At 71.1% G+C, this 19466-nt stretch carries 19 protein-coding genes; 9 read left to right on the top strand and 10 right to left on the bottom strand.

The window, feature by feature from the left end; genetic code table 11:
* Positions 1 to 129 precede the first annotated feature (129 nt).
* Positions 130 to 774, bottom strand: a complete 645-nt coding sequence (locus ABD256_RS06175) for a DedA family protein (protein ID WP_344414405.1) — start codon at positions 772 to 774, stop codon at positions 130 to 132.
* 133 nt (positions 775 to 907) lie between these two features.
* Between ABD256_RS06175 and ABD256_RS06170 the strand changes: the two genes are divergently transcribed.
* Together ABD256_RS06170 and ABD256_RS06165 are read left to right on the top strand one after the other, a co-directional pair.
* On the top strand, positions 908 to 2038 hold the full coding sequence (locus ABD256_RS06170) for a sensor histidine kinase (RefSeq protein ID WP_344414403.1): 1131 nt from the start codon (positions 908 to 910) through the stop codon (positions 2036 to 2038).
* Complete coding sequence (locus ABD256_RS06165; RefSeq protein ID WP_344414401.1) at positions 2029 to 2673, top strand: response regulator transcription factor; 645 nt, start codon at positions 2029 to 2031, stop codon at positions 2671 to 2673. The genes ABD256_RS06170 and ABD256_RS06165 overlap by 10 nt, the downstream gene beginning before the upstream one ends.
* 80 nt (positions 2674 to 2753) lie before the next feature.
* Here the strand turns inward: ABD256_RS06165 and ABD256_RS06160 are convergent, their stop codons facing one another.
* Positions 2754 to 3314, bottom strand: coding sequence for a TetR/AcrR family transcriptional regulator (locus ABD256_RS06160; protein ID WP_344414399.1), 561 nt, complete (start codon positions 3312 to 3314; stop codon positions 2754 to 2756).
* Between the two features lie 88 nt (positions 3315 to 3402).
* Between ABD256_RS06160 and ABD256_RS06155 the strand changes: the two genes are divergently transcribed.
* Positions 3403 to 3933: a cupin domain-containing protein gene (locus tag ABD256_RS06155; protein ID WP_344414397.1), complete on the top strand. Its 531-nt coding sequence runs from the start codon at positions 3403 to 3405 to the stop codon at positions 3931 to 3933.
* A gap of 30 nt (positions 3934 to 3963) precedes the next feature.
* On the opposite strand, the gene ABD256_RS06150 is transcribed toward ABD256_RS06155, so the two are convergent.
* A complete protein-coding gene (locus tag ABD256_RS06150) occupies positions 3964 to 4248 on the bottom strand; it encodes a hypothetical protein (RefSeq protein ID WP_344414395.1) in 285 nt (94 codons plus the stop codon).
* A gap of 173 nt (positions 4249 to 4421) precedes the next feature.
* Between ABD256_RS06150 and ABD256_RS06145 the strand changes: the two genes are divergently transcribed.
* Together ABD256_RS06145 and ABD256_RS06140 are read left to right on the top strand one after the other, a co-directional pair.
* A complete protein-coding gene (locus tag ABD256_RS06145; protein ID WP_344414392.1) occupies positions 4422 to 5291 on the top strand; it encodes a helix-turn-helix domain-containing protein in 870 nt (289 codons plus the stop codon).
* Complete coding sequence (locus tag ABD256_RS06140; protein WP_344414390.1) at positions 5269 to 5451, top strand: DUF397 domain-containing protein; 183 nt, start codon at positions 5269 to 5271, stop codon at positions 5449 to 5451. The genes ABD256_RS06145 and ABD256_RS06140 overlap by 23 nt, the downstream gene beginning before the upstream one ends.
* 36 nt (positions 5452 to 5487) lie before the next feature.
* Here the strand turns inward: ABD256_RS06140 and ABD256_RS06135 are convergent, their stop codons facing one another.
* The 5 genes from ABD256_RS06135 to ABD256_RS06115 form a co-directional block, all read right to left on the bottom strand.
* Positions 5488 to 6498, bottom strand: coding sequence for an ABC transporter permease (locus tag ABD256_RS06135; RefSeq protein ID WP_344414388.1), 1011 nt, complete (start codon positions 6496 to 6498; stop codon positions 5488 to 5490).
* Entirely contained in the window at positions 6485 to 7996 is a 1512-nt protein-coding gene (locus ABD256_RS06130; RefSeq protein ID WP_344414386.1) for a sugar ABC transporter ATP-binding protein, read from the bottom strand. Before ABD256_RS06130 ends, ABD256_RS06135 begins: the two co-directional genes overlap by 14 nt.
* A complete protein-coding gene (locus tag ABD256_RS06125) occupies positions 7993 to 9030 on the bottom strand; it encodes an ABC transporter substrate-binding protein (RefSeq protein WP_344414384.1) in 1038 nt (345 codons plus the stop codon). Before ABD256_RS06125 ends, ABD256_RS06130 begins: the two co-directional genes overlap by 4 nt.
* A gap of 114 nt (positions 9031 to 9144) precedes the next feature.
* Positions 9145 to 10176 carry a FecCD family ABC transporter permease gene (locus ABD256_RS06120; protein WP_344414382.1) on the bottom strand — a complete coding sequence of 344 codons (1032 nt, stop codon included), beginning with the start codon at positions 10174 to 10176 and terminating at the stop codon, positions 9145 to 9147.
* A 20-nt stretch (positions 10177 to 10196) separates the two neighbouring features.
* Positions 10197 to 11261 (bottom strand): FecCD family ABC transporter permease, encoded by a 1065-nt coding sequence (locus tag ABD256_RS06115; RefSeq protein ID WP_344414380.1) that lies wholly within the window; start codon positions 11259 to 11261, stop codon positions 10197 to 10199.
* Between the two features lie 88 nt (positions 11262 to 11349).
* Here ABD256_RS06115 and ABD256_RS06110 point away from each other — a divergent pair, with 88 nt between their 5' ends.
* Together ABD256_RS06110 and ABD256_RS06105 are read left to right on the top strand one after the other, a co-directional pair.
* On the top strand, positions 11350 to 13038 hold the full coding sequence (locus ABD256_RS06110; RefSeq protein WP_344414378.1) for an ABC transporter ATP-binding protein: 1689 nt from the start codon (positions 11350 to 11352) through the stop codon (positions 13036 to 13038).
* Positions 13035 to 14780, top strand: coding sequence for an ABC transporter ATP-binding protein (locus tag ABD256_RS06105; protein WP_344414376.1), 1746 nt, complete (start codon positions 13035 to 13037; stop codon positions 14778 to 14780). The genes ABD256_RS06110 and ABD256_RS06105 overlap by 4 nt, the downstream gene beginning before the upstream one ends.
* Before the next feature lie 245 nt (positions 14781 to 15025).
* Here the strand turns inward: ABD256_RS06105 and ABD256_RS06100 are convergent, their stop codons facing one another.
* Positions 15026 to 15241, bottom strand: coding sequence for a hypothetical protein (locus tag ABD256_RS06100; RefSeq protein WP_344414374.1), 216 nt, complete (start codon positions 15239 to 15241; stop codon positions 15026 to 15028).
* Between the two features lie 214 nt (positions 15242 to 15455).
* Here ABD256_RS06100 and ABD256_RS06095 point away from each other — a divergent pair, with 214 nt between their 5' ends.
* Positions 15456 to 16712: an APC family permease gene (locus ABD256_RS06095; protein ID WP_344414372.1), complete on the top strand. Its 1257-nt coding sequence runs from the start codon at positions 15456 to 15458 to the stop codon at positions 16710 to 16712.
* Positions 16713 to 17024: 312 nt separating this feature from the next.
* On the opposite strand, the gene ABD256_RS06090 is transcribed toward ABD256_RS06095, so the two are convergent.
* On the bottom strand, positions 17025 to 18515 hold the full coding sequence (locus tag ABD256_RS06090; protein ID WP_344414370.1) for a carboxylesterase/lipase family protein: 1491 nt from the start codon (positions 18513 to 18515) through the stop codon (positions 17025 to 17027).
* A 95-nt stretch (positions 18516 to 18610) separates the two neighbouring features.
* On the opposite strand from ABD256_RS06090, the gene ABD256_RS06085 reads away from it, so the two are divergent.
* Positions 18611 to 19210 (top strand): TetR/AcrR family transcriptional regulator, encoded by a 600-nt coding sequence (locus tag ABD256_RS06085; RefSeq protein ID WP_344414368.1) that lies wholly within the window; start codon positions 18611 to 18613, stop codon positions 19208 to 19210.
* Positions 19211 to 19466 lie beyond the last annotated feature (256 nt).

Genomic DNA, 19466 nt, shown 5'->3' with positions numbered 1-19466 from the left:
GCTAAACGTCGTCAGCGGCCTCCCGGCTGGAAGGGGCCACGGATGCGTTTAGCGGGCTAAACGCACCCGGCGGCCTCCCAGCCGGAGCAGTGCCCCGGCCTGCAGTTAGCGGGCTAAACGTCGCCCGGATCAGACGCGGGAGCGGGAGCGCAGGCGGGTGGCGGCGAACAGGGCGACGGCCAGTGCGACCAGGCCGATCACCGCGTACTGGAAGTAGTCGGCGTAGTCGCTGACCAGGTGCCAGTTCTCCCCCAGCAGGTATCCGGTCACCACGAACAGCGCGTTCCACAGCAGGCTGCCGAGCGTGGTCAGGGACAGGAACTTCCAGAACGGCATCCGCTCGATCCCGGCCGGCAGCGAGATGAGGCTGCGGAAGATCGGCACCATCCGGCCGAAGAACACCGCCTTGGTGCCGTGCCGGGCGAACCAGGCTTCGGTCTTGTCGAAGTCGGACGCCTTCACCAGCGGGATCTTCGCCATCAGCGCGCGGGTGCGGTCGCGGCCGAGCAGCAGGCCGAGGTAGTACATGACGATCGCGCCCGCCACCGATCCCACGGTGGTCCAGGTGAGCGCGCCGAGAAGGCTGAAGGTGCCCTTGCTGGCGGAGAACCCGGCGAGCGGCAGCACCAGCTCGCTCGGGATGGGCGGGAACAGGTTGTCGAGGCCGACGATGACGGCGGCGCCGAGCCCGCCGAGCGAGTCCATCAGATCGACGGCCCACCCGGCGAGACCGCCCATGGGTTCGGCGGCGGTTTGCGTGAGAACGGAATGCATGACGGCCTTTCGTGGTCGCTGAACTGCCAACGACGCTAGAAACCGGCGCGTGCCGTGACACTGGGGAACGGCACCCGGAAACACTGCGGAAAGCCGCAGTACGCGCTGGTCGGCGGGCGGATAACCTGCGGCTATGGCTGTCCTCACGGTGGTCGCCCGCGCCGCCGCCGGGCTGGCGCTCGGCGCCGCGAGCGCGTTCGCCGAGCTGCCCTACGCGGTGCTCGGCGGCGCGCTGCTGGCGATCCCCGGCGCACGGAACGCGGTCGGCCGCGGCGCGCGGGCGCTGACCGAGTTCGAGCGGCGCAGGCTGGCCACCTACCTCAGGACCGAAAGCGCGAGCGATTACTCGGACACCAGGGCGCTGGGCTATCTCGGCGTCCGCTCGATCGCGGGCGGGCTCGGCGCCGGGATCTTCCTGCTCATCGCCTACGGCCTCTTCGTCGGGGGAACCGCGGTCTGGCAGCTCGCCGTCGGCGGCACGATCGGCGACTCGAACCGCAGCGACGGGCTCGACTGGTACGACCCGATCGTCTTCGTCCTGCTCGGCGTCCTGCTGGGGTTCATCGCCGTCCAGGGCCTGCTCGGGGTGGCGGCGCTCGAACGCGGGCTCGCCGGGAGGATGCTGGGCCCGAGCCGTGAGGAGTTGTTGCGGCGCAGGGTTTCCGAGCTGGCGACCACGCGCGCCGAGGTGATCGAAGCCGTCAACGAGGAGCGCCGCCGCATCGAACGCGCGCTGCACGACGGCGTGCAGCAGCGGCTGGTCGCGCTCGGCATGCTGCTGGGCCGCGCGCGCCGGACGGACGAGCCGGGCGAACTCCTGCGGCAGGCGCACGAACAGTCCCAGGAGGCCCTTCGCGACCTGCGCGAAGTGAGCTGGCGCGTGTACCCCGTGGCGTTGGACGCGGGCGGGCTGCACGCGGCGCTCGAAGTGGTGGCGGAACGGTCGAGCGTGCCGGTCGAACTCGGCTACCGGCTGAAGGACCGCCCCGGCCCGGCCACCGAGACCATCGCGTACTTCGTCGTCTCCGAAGCGGTCGGCAACGCGTTGAAGCACGCTTCGGCGAGCCTGATCGCGATCGAGGTGGCCAGGCAGGGCACCATGATCGTCGTGCGGATCACCGACGACGGCCGCGGCGGCGCAGTCCCGTCCGGCGGCGGGCTCTCCGGCCTCGCCCGCAGGGTCGCCGCCGCCGACGGGGAGTTCACCGTGGACAGTCCGGACGGCGGTCCCACCACGGTCACCGCGGTGCTGCCGTGCGCCTGATCGTCGCCGAGGATTCGACGCTGCTGCGCGAGGGCCTGATCCGGCTGCTCGCCGAGGAAGGCCACGAGGTGGTGGCCGCGGTCGGCACCGGTGTCGAACTGCTCGCCGCCACCGAAAAGCACGTGCCCGACGTCGTGGTCACCGACGTCCGCATGCCGCCGACCCACACCGACGAGGGCCTGCGCGCCGCGATGGAAATCCGGGCGCGCCGGCCAGAGGTGGGCGTCCTGGTGCTCTCGCAGTACGTGGAGAAGCGGTACGCGACGGAGCTGATCACGAGTGAAGGCGGCCGCGTCGGCTATCTGCTGAAGGACCGGGTCGCCCAGGTCGCCGAGTTCCTGGACGCGCTCGACCGGGTCGGCCGCGGCGAGGCGGCGTTCGACCCGGAGGTGGTGCGGCGCCTGCTCGCCCGCACCACGCACACCGACCCGCTGACGAAGCTGACCGCGCGCGAACGCGAGGTGCTGGAGAAAATGGCCGAGGGGCATACCAACGCCAGCGTCGCCGCGGCCCTGTTCGTGTCGCAGAGCGCGGTGGAGAAGCACGTCAACGCGATCTTCGACAAGCTCGACCTGCGGCACACCGCCGGCTACAGCCGCCGCGTACTGGCCGTGCTGCGCTACCTGGGCAGCTGAACGACCGACGACGTTTAGCCCGCTAAACGCAGGTGGGAGCCACCTGGCCGGCAGGGGCAGGAGGGGCCGCCTGCCGGAGCTCAGGCAGGCAGGAAGATCGCGGCGGCCTCGTCGGCGAGCACGGCGGAATCCGGGCCGTCCGGATCGGTTTGCGCCAGGTGCGACAACCCGAGGATGGCCGCGTAAGCGACTCGCGCCCGAGACTCCGCACGAGAGGGCGACAGGCCGAGTTCACGGTAGGTGCGGACCAGGATTTCCAGCCGGGCGCTGTTCACCCGGCTGACCGCGTTCCGGACCCGCGGGTCGTTGCGCTCGCCGAGCAGGCTCAAGTGCACCGAGGGAGCCAGCGGCTGGACGGCCTGCACGACAGCGGTGAGCAGTTCGCGCAACCGCTGGGCCGGATCGGCGATCGCGGCGAATGCGGTGAGCCCGCCCTCGCCGTGGCCGCGCACCCACTCCGCGAGTGCCGCGGCGATCAGCTCGTCCCGGTTCCGGTAGTGCGCGTAGAAACTGCCCTTGGTCACACCGAGCGTCCGCGCGAGGGGTTCGACCGCGACCGCGGCCACCCCGCCGTCCGCGATCGCCTTCAGCGCGGCCCGCGCCCAGTCCTGGGCGGACAACCGGGTCGACTCGCTCACCACGGCCACAGCGTACGCCAGCGTATTGACGGCTTCACCGGCACAGGATACGGTGCCGTATCCATACGCTACCGTATTGAACGAGGAGCACATGCGGATACGACGAGTGGTCACCGGGCACGACTCCGATGGCAAGGCCCGCGTGGTCGACGACGGCACGGTCGAGCCCATCACTTCCGAGCTGATGCCCGGCAGCGCGGCCTACCGGCTGTGGGGCCGGGACGAGCGGCCGACCTTCCCGGACGACGGCGCGCCGCGCGGCGGCGAGTCGTGGTATCCGCCCGCGAACGGATCGCGCTTCATGATCAACGTGATCGCGCCGGGCGATCTGACCCCGCCACCGGACCTCGACCTGGCCGCGGCCACCGCGGAACTGGAGCGGCGGATGCCGGGCGCGCTGGCCGCGATGGAGCCCGGCAACCCGGGGATGCACACCACGGACAGCATCGACTACGTCCTGATCGTCTCCGGTGAGGTCACGCTCGAACTCGACGACGGCGAGCAGACGGTGCTGCGAGCGGGTGACGTGCTCGTGCAGAACGGCACCCGGCACGCGTGGCGCAACCACAGCGCCGAGCCGTGCACCATCGTCGGCATCGCCGTCGGCGCGGATCGCGGCTGACGACATTTAGCCCGCTGAATGCAGGTGGGGCTAGGGAGCCGGGGGACGGTCGCGGGACTCCGGCCAGACCTCGTCGCAGGCGTGGCAGTCGTAGAGGTGCGGGGACTTCTTCCGCCGGTTGACCGTCCAGAGGAACCCGCACGCCATGCGGATCACGGTGCCTTTCGCGGGCAAACCGCGCACGCGGGCACGGTGCCGCACTCCGCCGATCACCGGGCGGAGCTGACGTTTAGCGGGCAAAACGTCGTCTTCGTCGACCGGGCCGGTGCCGTCGAAGTCTTCGACCCCGCCGTCCGTGCCGCGCCACCAGCTCATCGTCATCCCCTCGAAGTCGTGCGCCAGCGGGGCCGCGCCGGGCGTACAGCCCTGCCGCGCAGCAGGTGTTCCCCGCGGCCCCGCTGACCGGTTCACGATAGAAGGGAGACGTGTCTCCAGTCATCATTCAATCGGGCGACATGTCCATAATTGCGGACAGTAAGCTCCCGAACATGCCAGCGACACCGACCCGGCTCAAGAAGCGACTCGGCAGGAACCTGCGGAAACTGCGCGAGCACGCCGGGGTGACCTTGCGGCAAGCCGCGCTCGAACTCCGGACCACGGACAGCTCGGTCAGCAAGTACGAGTCCGGGGTGAACCGCCCGCAGTGGCCGACGGTGAAGACGTTGCTGAGCATGTACGAGGCCAGCGACGAGGACCGCGCCAGGATCCAGGTGTTCTGGGACGAGGCCGCGATACCCACGCCGTACATCCGCCTGCCCGCGGGCGCCTCGAAGATGTTCCGCCAACTCGTCCGCTCGGAAGGCGAAGCTTCGACGGTGCGAACCATTGCGCCGTCGGTGGTTCCGGGCCTGTTGCAGACGGCGGATTACGCGCGAGCGGTGCACGCTTCCGCGCAGCGCTCACGGGAGCCGAAGGTCGCCGTGGACGAATTCGTAGCGCAACGCCTGAACCGGCAGAAGCGCCTCACCGGCCCCGATCCCTTGCACCTGCACGCTTTGCTCGATGAGGTCGTTCTCCACCGGTTGGTCGGCGACAGGGAAGTCATGCGCGGTCAGCTCGAACACCTCCTTCGAGCGGGCGAGATGGCGAACGTGCGCATCCAAGTGCTCCCTTATGACATCGGCGCGTACGGCAGCATGGCGGGCACCTGCTACCTCTTCGGCTACGAAGATCCGGATGATCAATCTGTCGCCTACCTGGAGCACGCGGCCGGGGGTGTTTGGGTAGAAAATGGTGAGGACGTACAGCACCTCTCGACCATGTTCGACAACGTCAGCGCGGACGCGCTGTCGCCGGAGGACACGGCCGAGTTCATCCGCGCGAAGGCAGGCATCCATGAAGAAGGACCAATGGCGTAAGAGCAGCTACAGCGGTATGGGCGGCGGCGACAACAACGAGTGCGTCGAAGTCGCCGTGAGCACCGAAACCGTGGGCGTGCGCGACACCAAGGACCGCGCCGCCGGGCACCTCACCGTCTCCCCTGCCGCCTGGGCCGCGTTCACCCGCACCGCCCGCTGAACCGCCGTGATGGCCACCTTCACGGGAAGGTGGCCATCACGGACTTCGCTTCGCGAAGAGGCGGGACTGGATCTGATCGAAGGAAACCGCCAGCAGGATCAGCACGCCGATCGCGATGCGCAGGTAGAACGAGTTGACGCCGAGCAGGTTCCCGCCGTTGTTCAGGGTGGACGTGATGAGCGCGCCCGCGGCGGCGCCCAGCGCGCTGCCCTTGGCGCCGAACAGGCTCGCGCCGCCGATCACGCAGGCGGCGATCGCGTCCAGCTCGTAGCCCTCGCCCATGGTGGGCACGCCCGCGTCCAGCCGCGACGCGAGCAGCACGCCGCCGACCCCGGCCAGCAGCCCGGACATCGCGTACACCGTCACCTGCACCTTCGGCACCGGTACGCCGGACAGCCGCGCGGATTCGGCGTTCGACCCCGTCGCGTAGATGTAGCGGCCGAAAACGGTGCGCCGCAACAGGAAACCGAGGAGCGCGATCACCACGACGGTGATCCACAGCAGGTTCGGGATGCTCAGCAGCGAGTCGTTCGCGATCGCGGAAAAGCCTTCGGGCAGCGGCTGGATCGTGTTGGCGTTGGTGATCACCAGCACCAGCCCGCGCGCGGCACCCATCATCCCGAGCGTCACGATGAACGGCGGCAGTTTCGCGTACGCGACGAGCACGCCGTTGAGCACGCCGATGGCGCCGCCGACGAGCACCGCGCACAGCACCGCGATCGGGATCGGCAACCCCGCCACCAGCAACTGCGCGGCCGAAGCACCGGTCAGGCCGACGACCGAGCCGACGGACAGGTCGATGCCCTTGGTGAGGATGACCAGCAGCTCGCCGATCGCGATGATCCCGTACACGGCCCACTGCCGCGACAGGTTCGCCATGTTCCCGCCGGTCAAAAAGCTGTCACTGGCGAGCGACAGCGCGCCGAACAGGATCACCAGCACGACGAGCCCGCCGCCTTCGCGACCGACGGCGTCGCCCCAGCCGATCACGCGCGGGCGCTCGGTCCCGAACTCGTCCTCGCGGACGATCAGCTTACGCAGCACCATTTTCCAGCCTCCCCGTGCTCGCCAGCCGCAAGAGCCCTTCCTCGGTCGCCTCGGCCGCGGGCACGTCGCCGACGAGCTGCCCCGCCCTGAGCACCAGGATCCTCTCGACCAGCCCGAGCAGCTCCGGCAGGTACGACGACACCACCACGATCGCGAACCCGCGCGAAGCGAGATCCCCGATCAGCGCGTACAACTCGGCCTTCGCGCCGACGTCGACGCCCTTGGTGGGTTCGTCGAACAGCAGCACGCGAACCCCGGACAGCAACCAGCGCGCGACCAGCACCTTCTGCTGGTTCCCACCGGACAAAGTGGACACCGGCTGGTCGTACGAGCCCGCGCGCAGCCGCAGATCGTCCAAAATGGAATCGACACGTTCGGCCTCGCGGCGCCGGGAGAGCAGGCCGCGCGAGGCGATCCCGGTCAGGCTCGCCACCGACACGTTCTCCCGGATGGTCAACTCCGGCAGCAGGCCCAGTTCCTTGCGGTCCTCCGACAGCAGCCCGATCCCGGACCGCACGGCCTCGCGGGGCTTCCCCAGCGGGACCTGCTTGCCGTCCACCTCGACGGTGCCCGCCTCCGGCCTGTCCGCGCCGAACACCGCGCGCAGCAGTTCGCTGCGCCCCGCCCCGAGCAGGCCCGCGATGCCGACGATCTCGCCCGCGCGCACGTCGAGATCGACCGCGTGCGGGCTGCCCGGAGGCCGCAGCCCCCGTACTCGGAGCAATGCGGTGCTTTGCTCGGTGCGATCCGAAGCGCTCGGGTAAAGCTCCTCCACGTCGCGCCCGACCATCGAAGCAATCAGGGTGTCCTCGGTGAACTCGCCCATCGGCGCGGTTTTCGTGACGCCACCGTCGCGCAGCACGGTCACGCGGTCGCCGATCTCGAACATCTCCTCCAGCCGGTGGCTGACGTAGAGGATCGCGACGCCATCGTCCCGCAGCGCGGTGATCCGCCGCAGCAGCGCCTCGGCCTCGGCACCGGAAAGCGCGGTGGTCGGCTCGTCGAAGATGAGCACGCGCGGGTCGTCGCCGAGCACCTTCGCGATCTCCACGAGCTGTCTGGTCGCGGCGGGCAGTTCGGCGACACTGCGCGTGGTGTCGAGATCTTCCAGCCCCACGCGGGAAAGCCGGTCCACGGCCTGCTCCCGCAGCGGACCGCGGCGCACCACGCCGCCGCGCGCGGGGAACCGGCCCATCAGCAGGTTTTCCGCGACGGAAAGCTCGGGCAGCAGGCTCAGCTCCTGGTAGACCGCGGCGATCCCGGCCGCCCTCGGCACCGCGGGCGTGAGCGACCGCGGCATCGGCGAACCGTCCACGAGGTACTCGCCCGCGTCGCGTTTGAGCGCGCCGGTGAGCACCTTGATCAGCGTGGACTTCCCGGCGCCGTTCTCACCGGCGAGGCAGTGCACCTCACCGGCGCGCAGCTCCAGCGACACGTCGGCGAGCGCGACGTTGGCGCCGAAAGCCTTGCGCAGCCCCGAAATCTGGACCAGGCTCATTTCGTCGCCTGTGCCGTCGGCGGGTTCAGCAGGTCCTTGACCGCCGGGTCGTTCAGGTTGTCCTTGTCCGCGACGACCGCGCCGGGGTCGAGCGAGAGCGGCACCTTCGCGCCGGTGCTCACCGCGATCGCCTCGGAAACGCCCTGGTAGCCGAAGAAGTACGGGTTCTGCACGACGAGCGCGTCGATCGAGCCGTCGGCGAGCGCGCCGTTCTCCTGCGGGTCGGAGTCGAACGCGACCACCGGCAGCGTCGCGGACTTGCCGGTGTCCTTGATCGCGCGCGCCGCGCCGTTGCCGGACATGTTGTTCGCGGCGAACACGCCGACCAGGTCCGGCACCGCGCCGATCGCGTCGTTCGTCTGGTTGGCCGCGGTGGCGATGTCGTTGTTGTTGAACCGCTCCTGCCACACCGAGATCTGCGGGCAGTTCCCGGCGAGGCCCTGGCGGAAGCCCTTCGCCCGGTCCCCGAGCGCCTGCACGCCGGCGACCGCGTTCTCCAGCAGCACCTTCCCGCTGGTCTTGCCCTGCGCGGCGACGAGCTTGCACAGCCGCTGTCCGGCCTGCTCGCCCGCGCGGAGGTTGTTGGTGCCGATGAACGCCTCGGTCGGCGTGGTGACGGTGCCGTCGACGGTGATCACCTTGATCCCGCCCTGGCGCGCCCGCTCGATCACCTTGTCGAGCGCGGACTCGGAGTTCGCGGCGACCACGATCGCGTTGACACCACGCGAAATCGAGTTCTCCACGAGCTGGACCTGCTCGTTGACATCGGTCTCCGAAGTGGGCCCGAAGCGGCCGACCTCGACCCCGAAGTCCTCGCCGCTCTTCTGAGCGCCGGCGAACATGCTCTGCCAGAACGAGGAGTCGGTGGCCTTCACGATCACGTCCACCCGCAGGCCGGACGCCTTGCCGGGCCCCGCGTTGCCGGTCTGGCTCGAACTGGACGTGGCCTTGCCGACGACCAGCCCGACGACCAGCGCCAGTACCAGCGCGGCGATGAGGAACGGCGTGGAGAACAGCACTCGGTTGCGCGCCATACTGGGTCTGCCTAACGGGAGGGCGGTGGCGTTTCGGCGAACGTAACACCGCTCACCCGGCTAGACAAGCAATCGATTACCCAGCGCCCTCGGCACCCGGTGTCCACTTCGGACTTATCCGGCCGCGCGGTTGCGGCGCCATTCGTGCACGAGCAGCCAGGCGAGGTACAGCCCGCCGATGGCACCGGTCGCGATGCCCACCGGAAGCTGCGTCCCGCTGAACACCCGCTGCACCGCGAAGTCGCTCAAAGTAAGGATGAACGCGCCCATCAGCGCCGACGCCACCAGCGACGGCCCGGCCGCCTTGGTCAGGCGCCGCGCGAGCTGCGGCGCGGCCAGCGCCAGGAACGCGATCGGGCCAGCCGCGGCCGTGGCCACCGCGGCCAGCAGCACGCTGACCGTGACCAGCACGAGCCGCGTCCGGTCCGCGTGCACGCCGAGCGCCTTCGCCTTGTCGTCGCCGAGTTCGAGCAGCGAAAGCCGCCTGCCGTAGTAGAGGGCCAGCGGGATCAGCACGGCCACCGCGACCGCGACCGGGACGACCTGCTCCCAGCCGCGCCCGTTGAGGCTGCCGACGAGCCACGACTGCGCGGTCACCGCTTCCTGCAGCGAAGCGCGCGTGATCAGGTACGAGTTGACCGAAAGCAGCATCGTGCTCAGGCCGATGCCGATCAGCACCAGCCGTCTGCCGTGCACGCCGCCGCGATACGCGAGCACGAACAGCACCAGCGCGGTGGCGATGCCGCCGACGAGCGCGCCGATCGACACCTGCACCGCGCCGCCGCCGAACACGATGATCACGAGGAGCGCGCCGACCGCGGACCCGTTGGTGAACCCGATCAGGTCGGGGCTTCCGAGTGCGTTACCGGAAACGCTCTGCAGAATCGACCCGCTCACCGACAGCGCCGCACCGACCAGGATCCCGGCGAGCAGGCGCGGCAGCCGCAGCGTCGTCACGACGAAGTCCGCGCCGGGCGGGCCCTGCCCGAACAGGGTCTGCACGACCTCGCCGACCGAAAGCGGGTAGTCGCCGGTGGTCATCGCGATCAGGCCGACCACGATCACCCCGGCCAGCAGCGCCAGCGCCACGGTCGTCGCGCGCGCGTCGACGCGGAACGACACGCGTTCGCTCCTGGTCCTCAGCACGCAGCTCTCCTTCAGCGCGCTCACAACCGGGCCGACTTCCGGCGACGGCACAGCCAGATGAACACCGGCGCCCCCACGAACGCGGTCATGATGCCCACTTCGAACTCCTCGGCGCCGCCGATCTTGCGGCCGATGACGTCCGCGCCGAGCATCAGGACCGGTGCCAGCACGGTGGAATACGGGAGCACCCAGCGCTGGTCCGGCCCGGCGATCAGGCGCGCGACGTGCGGCACGGCCAGCCCGACGAAGGTGATCGGGCCCGCCGCCGCGGTCGCCGCCCCGCACAGCAGGGTGATCGCGACGGCGGTGAGCAGGCGCGTGGTGCCGATCTTCGCGCCGAGCGCCCGGCCGGCCTGGTCACCGAGCGCGAGCGCGTTGAGCGGGCGGGCCTGGGAAAGCGCGAGCAGCAGCCCGGCGCCGATGAACGGCGCGATCCGCACCACCACGTCCATCTTGCGGCCCGCGATCGAGCCGATCTCCCAGAACCGGAACTCGTTGAACGCGGTGGGGTCCAGCAGCAGCACGGCCTGGTTGAACGCGAACAGCACGGCGGTGATCGCGGCGCCGGCGAGCACGAGCCGTTCGGGCGTCGCCGAGCTGGCGCCCGCCGAGCCGAGCAGGTACACCACGACCGAGGCGATGGCCGCGCCCGCGAAGGCGAACCAGACGTAGCCCAGCACCGAGGTGATCCCGAGGAACGCGATGGCGACGACGACCGACGCGGACGCGCCCATGGTCACGCCGAGTATCCCAGGATCGGCGAGCGGGTTGCGGGTGACGGCCTGCATGAGCGCGCCGCCGACCCCGAGCCCGATGCCGACGAGCAGCCCGATCAGCGCGCGCGGGATGCGCAGGTCGTGGATGATGATCGCTTCTTCGCTGCCGTCGTTGTGCCACAACACGTTCCAGGTGTCGAGGAACGCGATGTTCCGCGAGCCGATCCACAGGCTCAGCAGGAAGACCAGTGCGAGCACGCCGAGCGCGACGAGCAGGCCGACGGCCCGGACGGACTGGGCCCGGCGCGACGGTGCCTTGCCGGGAGTCTCGTCGGGCGCGGCTTCGGTGCGCACGGCGCCAAGAGACACGGGTCACCCTTCTCGGTGGTCATGACGACAGTACGGCTTAGTCTAGCCTTACCTATCTCAGTGCTCGATCGACGGAAGGGGCCTCGCCGTGCGCGCTGCCGCGCCACCCACCCCCGGCAGTGTGCTGCGCGGGGCGATCACGAGCAAACGCGGCACCGTCGGCGTCGCCGCCCTGCTGGTCGCCGGGCACCAGGGCGGCGAGGCGCTGGTGCCGGTGGTGATCGGCAGGACGATCGACGAAGCGGTGTCGACCGGGTCCGCGATGGCGCTGCTGCGGTGGATCGCGATCCTCGCCGTGCTGTTCGCCGCCTTCTCGTCGTGCTACCGGTTCGGCGCGCGGTTCGCCGAGCGCGCTGCGGAGACGGCGGCGCACGACCTGCGGGTGCGGGTGTCGGAACGCGTGCTCGACTCGCGCGGCGGCGCGTCGAAGGGACGGCTCGCGGGGGAACTCGCGAACATCGCGACCTCCGACGCGAAACGGGTCGGCTCGGTGAACCTGATCCTCCCCTTCGGACTCGCCGGGCTCGCCGGGTTGCTGGTCAGCGCGATCTCGCTGCTGCGGATGTCGGTGCCGCTCGGCCTGCTCGTGCTGCTGGGCACGCCGCCGCTGCTGGTGCTGGCGCATTTCATCGGCCGCCCGCTGGAACGGCGGAGCGGTGTCGAACAGGAGCGCGCCGCGTACGCGTCGGGGGTCGCGGCGGACCTGGTGAACGGGTTGCGCGTGCTGAAGGGCATCGGCGCCGAGCCGCGCGCGGTCGCGCGCTACCGGCGGACCAGCCGGGACTCGCTGAAGGCGACGCTGCGGGCGGCGCGGGCGAAGTCCTGGCACGACGGCGCGATTCTGGCGCTGACCGGCATGTTCATCGCGCTCGTCGCGCTGGTGGGCGGCAGGCTGGCCGCGTCGGGTGACATCAGCGTCGGCGATCTGGTCGCCGCCGTGGGACTGGCGCAGTTCCTGCTCACCCCGTTCCAGATCTTCGGGCGCGTGAACGCGGGCGTCGCGCAGGCACGAGCGTCGGCGGCGCGCGTCGCCGACGTGCTGGCCGCCCCGCCCGCGGTTCCCGGCGGGGACGGGAAGCTGCCCTCGGAAGTGCCGGGCGCGCTCCGGATTTCCGGACTGTGCCACGAAAACCTGCGCGATCTGACGCTGGAGGTGGCACCGGGGGAACTGCTGGGGGTGGTGGCGCCGGACCCGGCGGCCGCCCGCGACCTGCTCGCCGTGCTCGGGCGCGAGTTCGACCCGGCTTCGGGCGCCGTGACGCTCGACGGCACCGCGTTGTCCACTGTGGACCCCGATGAGGTGCGGCGCGCGGTGCTGGTCGCCGCGCACGACGCGGACCTGTTCGAGGGCTCGCTGATCGACAACGTCCGCGCGGGAGGCCCCGCCGTGGAACGCGCGATGGCCGCGGCGAACGCGGACGAGGTCGCCGCGACGCTGCCGGACGGGCAGGACACCGTCCTCACCGAACGCGGGCGCTCGCTTTCGGGCGGGCAGCGCCAGCGCGTCGCGCTCGCGCGTGCGCTCGCCGCGGACCCGCCGGTGCTGCTCGTGCACGATCCGACGACCGCGGTCGACGCGGTCACCGAGGCGAAGATCGCGGCCGAGATCGCGGCCGTGCGCCGGGGCCGGACCACGATCGTGGTCACCACGAGCCCGGCGCTGCTGGCCGTGACCGACCGGGTGGTCGTGCTCGACGGCGGCACCGTTTCGGCGCACGGGAGGCATCCGGATCTGGTGCGGGACAACGCTTTCTACCGGACGGCGGTGCTGTCGTGACCGAACTGCTCCCCACCGCGACCTGGGCGAGGACACGGGCCGTGCTCGGCGAACTGGTGCGCCCGCGGCGCTGGCTCGCGCTGAGCGCGTTCGTGTTCGTCGTGGCCGCGACCGGGATCGGCCTGCTCACCGCGCCCCTGCTCGGCCACATCGTCGACCTGGTGGCGCAGCGCCGTCTCGCGGAGGCGGTCACGCTGCCGGTGTTGCTGATCGCGCTCGTCGCGCTCGGGCAGGGCGTGGCGACCGCGATCGGGACGTCGCTCGTCGCGCGGCTCGGCGAGGGCATGCTCGCCGAACTGCGGGAAAAGTTCGTGGAACGCGCGCTCGGCCTTCCGTTGGAACAGGTCGAAAAGGCGGGTTCGGGTGACCTGACGACCCGCGTCACGAACGACGTTTCCGAGATCGCCGACGGTGTCCGCGACGCGTTGCCGGAACTGGGCCGGTCGGTGCTGACGATCGTGCTGACCCTCGGCGGGCTCGCGGTGCTCGACTGGCGGTTCCTGATCGCGGCGCTGCTCGCGGCGCCGATCCAGCTCGGCACCGTGCGCTGGTACATCCGCCGCGCCGTCCCGCTCTACGCGAAGCAGCGGGTGGCCGTCGGCGAGCAGCAGCAACAACTCCTGGACACCGTGGGCGGGGCGCCGACGGTGCGCGCGTTCCGGCTCGCCGGCGAGCACGTCGGCCGGGTGCGGGCGCGCTCCGGTGCCGCCGTCGATCTCGCGCTGCGCGGGATCCGGCTGGTGACGCGGTTCTTCGGCAGGCTCAACCTCGCCGAGCTGATCGGGCTGGGCGCGGTGCTGGCGACCGGGTTCTGGCTGGTGCGCGACGGCAGCGCGACGATCGGCACCGCGACGGCGGCGGCGCTGTACTTCCACAGCCTGTTCAACCCGATCAACGCCGCGCTCGCGCTCGTCGACGACGCGCAGTCCGCGAACGCGAGCCTGTCCCGGCTCATCGGCGTCTCCGACCTGCCGCCGGTGCGGGAACCGGCGCACCCCGCCGTGCCGGTCGACTCGTCGGTCAAGACCGCGGGCCTCGGACACTCCTATGTGGACGGACACGAGGTGCTGCACGGGGTGGACCTCGAGGTCGCGCCGGGCGAGCGGGTCGCGCTGGTCGGGGCGAGCGGGGCGGGGAAGACCACGCTGGCGAAGCTGATCGCCGGGATCCACCACCCGTCGGCGGGTTCGATCACGCTCGGCGGCGTTGATGTGGCGGAGCTGGGGCCGTCCGGGGTGCGGGAGACGGTTTCCCTGATCAGCCAGGAAGTGCACGTCTTCGCGGGGCCGTTGGCGGAGGATCTGCGGCTGGCGAAGGCCGATGCCACGGAACCGGAATTGCACCTCGCCTTGGACCGCGTCGGCGCCTCGGACTGGGTGCGCGCGCTCCCGGATGGACTGTCCACTGTGGTCGGTGATGGTGGGCACCGGCTGACCGTCACGCAGTCGCAGCAGCTCGCGCTGGCCAGGCTCGTGTTGACCGATCCGCCGATCGCGATCCTCGACGAGGCGACCGCCGAAGCGGGCAGCGCCGGGTCCAAGGTGCTCGAAAAGGCCGCGGACGCCGCGCTTTCCGGCCGGACCGGACTGGTCGTGGCACACCGGCTCACGCAGGCCGCCGGCGCGGACCGGGTGGTCGTGCTCGACGCCGGGCGCGTGGTGGAAACCGGCACCCATGCCGAACTCGTCGCCGCGGGCGGGCAGTACGCGACGCTGTGGGCGGCCTGGTCGGATCACCGCTGAAGCAGGCCCGGCCGCGAGACCGCTGCCGGTTCCCTTACTGGAGCCAATCCCCCACCCGATCCCGGGGGGCTGCCCCAGCCCAGTCTACCGGCGCTCCGGGTGACGGGGGTGGAAAAGCAGGGCGAGAGGCCGAGTTCTCCACACCGCCGCGCGGATGTGGACAACTCGGCCCATCTCGGCTGGATCAGGTCCCGTCGCCGGTGCGCACCGCTATGATGTCCCGCCCCGACGCGGAAACCGGCGGGTCAGACCACGACCCAAAGCACCGCTTGACCACCTGCGACGAAGGTGTAGCTGCAGGCCTTCCAGCGTCCCTGCTGAATCCCCTGTGCGCACGCGGCCTCGGCGGCCGGCCCGTTCGGGTAAACCCCCGCGGGGTAGGACTCCGCCGCGGACGCCGACGGAGCGCCCACCGCCAACGCGGCACCGGCAAGCACGGCGGCCATCAAGATCTTGCGCATGGTCGAGCACACCCTTTCGGTAAAAACTCTCGGTAATGGCGAAAAGCCTGTCGCGACGAGTACTGGCACCACAATTCGTTCCGGTCGTTCCGGGACGTACAGCCAGGCAAAGAAGACCGCGCGGGCAACGTGCGGCGGCGCGAAGTCACCGTCCGGACACCTTGGGCACCTAGGGTGACGCCCGGCATGTCCGACACCGAGCGGAACGGACGCGATGAACTCACCGAGCTTGCACCGTCGGCTGGGCACGGCGGACGCGGTGGTCATCGGGCTGGGTTCGATGGTCGGTGCGGGCGTGTTCGCGGTGTTCGGACCCGCGACGCGGGCGGCGGGCACCGGGATGCTGGCCGGGCTGGCGATCGCGGCGGTGATCGCCTACTGCAACGCGACCGCCTCCGCTCAGCTCGCCGCGGTGTACCCGGTCTCGGGCGGCACCTACGTCTACGGCCGCGAGCGCCTCGGGCAGTGGTGGGGGTTCACCGCCGGGTGGGGCTTCGTGATCGGCAAGACCGCGTCGTGCGCGGCGATGGCGCTGACCTTCGCGAGCTACGCGGTTCCCGGCCCGTGGTGGGCGCAGTGGGCGCAGCGGGCCGTCGCGGTCGCCGGGGTGCTCGCGCTCGCGGCGCTGAACTACCGGGGCGTGACCAGGACCGCGATCCTCACCCGCGTCCTGGTCGGCCTCACCCTGCTCGCACTGATCGCGGTCGTGCTCGGCATCGCGACCGGCGGCGGCGCCACCGTGACGAACCTCGGCAGCTCCCGAGGTGGCCTGTACGGCACGCTGCAGGCGGCCGGGCTGCTGTTCTTCGCCTTCGCCGGGTTCGCCCGCATCGCCACCATGGCCGAGGAGGTCACCGACCCGCGGCGCACCATCCCCCGCGCGATCACCACCGCGCTGGCCATCGCCGTCGTGCTCTACCTGGTGGTCGGCGTCGCCGCGCTGCTCGCGGCCGGTCCCGACCAGCTCGCCGCCGCGACGGCGCCGCTGTCGGAAGCGATCCGCGCCGCCGGCGCGGGCGGCCTCGAACCCGTGGTGCGCATCGGCGGCGCGGTGGCGAGCCTCGGTGCGCTGCTGGCGCTCATCGCGGGAATCGGGCGCACCGGCCTCGCCATGGCCCGCAACCACGACCTGCCGACGTGGCTGGCCGCCGTGCACCCCCGGTTCAAGGTCCCGCACCACGCCGAAGCGGCGCTCGCCGTCGTCGTCTCCGTCCTCGTGCTCACCCTCGACCTGCGCGGTGTGATCGGCTTTTCCTCGTTCGGCGTGCTCGTCTACTACGCCATCGCCAACGCCTCCGCGTTCACCCAGCCCGCCGATCAGCGCCGCTGGCCGCGCTGGCTCAACGTCCTCGGCATCCTCGGCTGCGTCACCCTGGTGGCCACGCTGCCGTGGGTGTCGGTGGCCGCCGGGCTCCTCATGTTCGCCATCGGCCTCGCCGGGCGGTGTCTGGTGCTATGGAGACGCGCCTAGGCACTCCGGCCGGTTCTCGGCGAGCTGGTCGCCTTCGCCGTCTGGGTGGTGCTCGGCGTGCTGTGGCTGAACCAGCCGGCCACGACGCGGACGAACCCGGCTGAAGCCGCCGGACTCGCGGCGCACAACCGCTTCAGCACGGAGCCGCACGACCGGGAGGTCGTCTCCGCTGCCTGGCGCAGGCGCGGCGTACCTCGGCCCGGCACGCGAACCCGGCGTCCCGTTCACCGCCGAGCAGCAGGTGCGCCGGAGAGAGGCATCCGCTAGGCGTGCGCGATGGCGCGTCGCAGCCGTAGGAGCCGATCCGGACGATTACGAGAGGTCGAAGGGGGCGGGAGAGTGACCTTCCCAGATCTGGCGGGATGCCTGTTCGGGGTAGGGCAGCGTCTTCGACTCGGTGTCCAGGACGCGGGTGAGGTGGCCGCCGGGCCGGTGGGCGGACCAGCCCGCGTCGCCGGTGGTGACGAAGCGGACCCATGCCTCCTGGAGTTCGCGGGAGAGCGCGACGGCCTCGGGAGTGGGCTCCTCGCCGATGAGCTGGGTGCCGACGGGGCTGTCCAGCGTGCCGAACGCCAGGGGCACGTCGAGGCTGTGGCAGGCGCCCAGGATGCCGCCGAGGGCCGGGGCGACCCAGCCCAGTTCGAACAGGTACGAGGTGCCGCCGGCCGCGGCGTTCGCCTCGGCCAGCTTCTGCGACGGCATGCGGAAGAGGGCGTCGGAGTACACCGTCTCCACCAGCTCCTCCGGGCCTGCCTGCGGGAACGCGGCACGGTAAGCCCGCGCGCCGTCCGGCTGCGGGGCGTGCAGCTCCAGGGCTGCGTGGGCGTCCTCCTCGGTGAAGGTGCCGTGCCGTCCGCTCACGACGCTGAAGTACCGGAATTCGTCCCGGGTGTGGCCGACGAGCAGTTCGGTCCCGCTCGCACGCGCGCCGGTCAGCGCGGACCAGGGCGTTTCCGGGAGGATCTCGCCGTCGACGACGGGGCACAGCGCGGTGCCGGTCTCCGTGAGGCGTCCCCAGCTCTCCCGGTGCGCGTGGAGTCCGGCGTTGAAGGAGGTGAGCTCGGCGGCCAGGTGCCATGGGTCGATGTCGCGCAGGGCCTCGGCGGTGGGCGCCGCCGCGCCGATCCGGTCCGCGAACGCGGCGGTGACCTGCCGTGCCAGCGCGGGGGTGCTGTGCAGCCCCGGCACCGAATGGGCGATGGCCCGCCGGAACAGCCCGCGCGCGGACTTCATCGTCAGCAGGGCGGCCACCGAGCCCGCCCCGGCGGACACCCCGCCCACGGTGACCCGGCCGGGGTCGCCTCCGAAAGCGGCGATGTTGCGCTGCACCCACTCCAGCGCCGCGATCTGGTCGAGGAATCCGCGGTTGGGCGGCACGTCGTCGAGGAACGCGAATCCCTCCGCGCCCACGCGGCAGTTGATGGTCACCACGACGACTCCCGCCTCGGCCAGCGCCGCCGGGTCGTACATCGGGTCGCTCGACGCGGCCGAGAGGTAGCCGCCCACGGGGATCCACACCAGCACCGGCAGTCCCGCCGCGCCGGGATCCGGAGTGCCGACGTTGAGCGTCAGCCAGTCGGCGCCCTGCGGGGGCACGTCGATCGGCAGGGACAGCGGCACCACGGGGCCGAACTCGACCGCCTGCCTCGTCCCCTCCCAGCGGTGCGGCGGCGCGGGCGCGGCGAAGCGGAGCGCTCCGACCGGGGGCTGGGCGTAGGGGATGCCGCGGAACACCGCGTGCCCCTGCCGCCGGCGCCCCCGCACCACGCCTTCCGTGGTCCGCACCGTTGGCTGTTCGGACATGGCGATTCCTTCCCTCGAGTGGACCCAGGATTATGGGTCAGGTGTATTATGTCAACTGTATTGAAACAGTCCCGGGTACGAGGGAGGGGCCGGCGATGCCGAAACAGGTGGATCACCGCGGACGCCGCGAAGCGATCGCCCGCGCACTGTGGCGGGTGGTGGAGCAGCGCGGTGTCGCACAGCTGACGATGCGCGTGGTGGCGCAGGAGGCGGGCATGTCACTCGGGCAGCTTCAGCACTACTTCGCCTCCCGGACCGCCATGCTCTCCTTCGCCATGGACTTCGCGTCCGAGCAGACCTCGGTGCGCACACACCAGGGGCTCGAAAAGCTCGGTGACCATCCGCACCCCCGTGACGTGCTGCGGCTGACGCTCGCGGAAATGCTCCCGCTGCATGCCGACGCCCGCGCGACCAGCCGGATGAGCGCCGCCTACGCCCTGGAGGCGCTGCACGACGAGGCCGTGCACGAGCAGGCGCGCCGCGGCCTCGTCCAAGGGCGGGCCCTCGTCGAGCAGTTGGTCCGCCAGGCGATCGCCGACGGGCACATCGACTCCGGCCGCGACCCGGCGACCGAGACCAACCTGCTTCTCGCCCTCACCGGCTTCACCTCCCTGATCGAACTCGACGTGATCAAGCCCCGTGACGCGCTCGCCGCGATCGACGTGCATCTGGACCGGCTGTTCAGGAGTACGTGACCCGTCCGGGACGGCACGGCCTACCGGCTGCCGAAGGGCGACCCCGCGACCGCGGTGGTCTACGAGTCTGAGCCCACTTGACCCGGCGAACCAGTTTCGAGCGTGCCGGTGACCCGCGATGCGCCCATGGTTTGAACCATGACTGTGCTACCTCAACAGTCAACGATCGACCTGATCGATGCCACTTCGCCCACCGGCACGAGGCGCGCCCACTGCCCTCGGCGCTATCTCGCCGCACGGAGCACATCGACGACGA

Origin of the sequence: Amycolatopsis minnesotensis, from assembly GCF_039529815.1 — a bacterium.
GTDB classification, from domain to species: domain Bacteria; phylum Actinomycetota; class Actinomycetes; order Mycobacteriales; family Pseudonocardiaceae; genus Amycolatopsis; species Amycolatopsis minnesotensis.
This window is presented reverse-complemented; position numbering and strand designations above follow the sequence as displayed.